Source organism: Rhizobacter sp. P2_H3, assembly GCF_056403355.1.
In genome coordinates this window covers 1-1,736 of record NZ_JBFUFQ010000457.1, presented here as the reverse complement: position 1 = coordinate 1,736, position 1,736 = coordinate 1, and the positions used below count along the sequence as shown (strand labels likewise).

At 63.6% G+C, this 1,736-nt stretch carries 2 protein-coding genes; both read left to right on the top strand.

Annotated features, from left to right (window positions below; all coding sequences use genetic code 11):
* Positions 1-3 precede the first annotated feature (3 nt).
* On the top strand, positions 4-603 hold the full coding sequence (clpP, locus tag AC1D1T_RS32290; protein WP_477993434.1) for an ATP-dependent Clp endopeptidase proteolytic subunit ClpP: 600 nt from the start codon (positions 4-6) through the stop codon (positions 601-603).
* Between the two features lie 155 nt (positions 604-758).
* Positions 759-1,736, top strand: a 978-nt coding sequence (gene clpX, locus AC1D1T_RS32285; RefSeq protein WP_477993433.1) for an ATP-dependent Clp protease ATP-binding subunit ClpX, incomplete at its 3' end; no start/stop codon positions are given.

Below are 1,736 nucleotides of genomic sequence, written 5' to 3'. Positions count from 1 at the left end.
AGTCTGGGCATGGTGCCCATCGTCATCGAGCAGTCGGGCCGCGGTGAACGGGCCTACGACATCTACAGCCGCCTGCTGCGCGAGCGGGTCATCTTCCTGGTCGGGCCGGTCAACGACCAGTCGGCCAACCTGGTGGTGGCGCAGTTGCTGTTCCTCGAAAGCGAAAACCCCGACAAGGACATCTCGCTGTACATCAACTCGCCGGGTGGTTCGGTGAGCGCGGGCATGTCGATCTTCGACACGATGCAGTTCATCAAGCCCGACGTGTCGACGCTGTGCATGGGCATCGCTGCCAGCATGGGCTCGTTCCTGCTGATGGCCGGCGCCAAGGGCAAGCGTTTCGCGCTGCCGAATTCTCGCGTGATGATCCACCAGCCGTCGGGCGGCGCGCAGGGGCAGGCCACCGACATCGAGATCCATGCCCGCGAGATCCTCAAGACCCGCGAGCAGCTGAACCGCATCTACGCGGAACGCACCGGCCAGTCGATCGAGAAGATCCGTGCCGACATGGAGCGTGATTTCTTCCTGGATCCGATCGAGGCCAAGGAATATGGCCTGATCGACCAGGTGCTGACGCAGCGCACCCCGCCCGCAGCGACCTGAGCTGACAGATCCGGCACCGGGCCTCGGGTAAAACCGGGGTGAAACCGCGGAAAGCCACAGAACGGGGCCCATTTGGGCCCCTTTTCCACAGCCTGGGCCGGAATTCTTTTGCTCTATCATTGACTCAGCCTTCCTAACGCACAGCGCACCCATCCATGGCCGACAAAAAAGGCTCCTCCAGCGAGAAAGTCCTGTACTGCTCCTTCTGCGGCAAGAGCCAGCACGAGGTGAAGAAACTGATCGCCGGCCCGTCGGTCTTCATCTGCGACGAGTGCATCGAGCTTTGCAACGACATCATTCGCGATGAAGTGCCGGCCGACACCGCCGAGGCCCGCGCCACCAAGTCAGACCTGCCGGTGCCCAGCGAGATCAAGGCCAGCCTCGACCAGTACGTGATCGGGCAGGACACCGCGAAGCGCACGCTGTCGGTGGCCGTGTACAACCACTACAAGCGGCTCAAGCACATGGCGTCGTCCAAGGACGACGTCGAGCTGAGCAAGAGCAACATCCTGCTGATCGGCCCCACCGGCTCGGGCAAGACGCTGCTGGCCCAGACGCTCGCCCGCCTGCTCAACGTCCCGTTTGTGATCGCCGATGCGACCACGCTGACCGAAGCCGGCTACGTCGGCGAAGACGTCGAGAACATCATCCAGAAGCTGCTGCAGAACTGCAACTACGACGTCGAGAAGGCGCAGCGCGGCATCGTCTACATCGACGAGATCGACAAGATCTCGCGCAAGGCCGACAACCCCTCGATCACGCGCGACGTGTCGGGCGAGGGCGTGCAGCAGGCGCTGCTGAAGCTCGTCGAAGGCACGATGGCCTCGGTGCCGCCGCAGGGCGGCCGCAAGCACCCGAACCAGGATTTCCTGCAGATCGACACGACCAACATCCTGTTCATCTGCGGCGGCGCATTCGACGGCCTCGAGAAGGTCATCCAGAACCGGTCCGAGAAATCCGGCATCGGTTTCGCGGCGACCGTGCACACCAAGTCGGAGCGCCGCGTGTCCGAGGTGTTCCGCGAGGTCGAGCCCGAAGACCTGATCAAGTTCGGCCTGATCCMCGAGCTGGTCGGCCGCCTGCCGGTGGTCGCCACGCTGGGCGAGCTGACCGATGACGCGCTGGTGCAGATC